Below are 247 nucleotides of genomic sequence, written 5' to 3'. Positions count from 1 at the left end.
CCGCAACCACGCCGTGGGGCTTGTGGCGCAGCACTGCGGTGGCATCGCCCAGCGGGCCGATTTTTTCACCGGTGCGCTCGCGGTAGCTTTGTACCGAGATCGCCACCTTGTTGATCATGCTGGTGACTTCGGTGGCCGACTCCCACAGCGGCTTGCCGGTTTCTTCACCGATGCAGCGGGCCAGTTCATCGGCGTGGGTTTTCAGGCTCGCAGCGAAGGCTTCGAGCACGCTCAGGCGCTCTTCGAA

General features: G+C 63.6%; 1 protein-coding gene. It reads right to left on the bottom strand.

The window, feature by feature from the left end:
- A partial coding sequence (locus AAEZ06_RS28000; protein ID WP_350617440.1) for an aldehyde dehydrogenase family protein occupies nt 1–247 on the bottom strand: 247 nt, incomplete at both ends.

Origin of the sequence: Pseudomonas sp. HY7a-MNA-CIBAN-0227, from assembly GCF_040310325.1 — a bacterium.
In the GTDB taxonomy this organism is placed as follows: domain Bacteria; phylum Pseudomonadota; class Gammaproteobacteria; order Pseudomonadales; family Pseudomonadaceae; genus Aquipseudomonas.
Note: the sequence above shows the minus strand (reverse complement) of the source record. Positions and strands in the feature narration are given on the sequence as shown.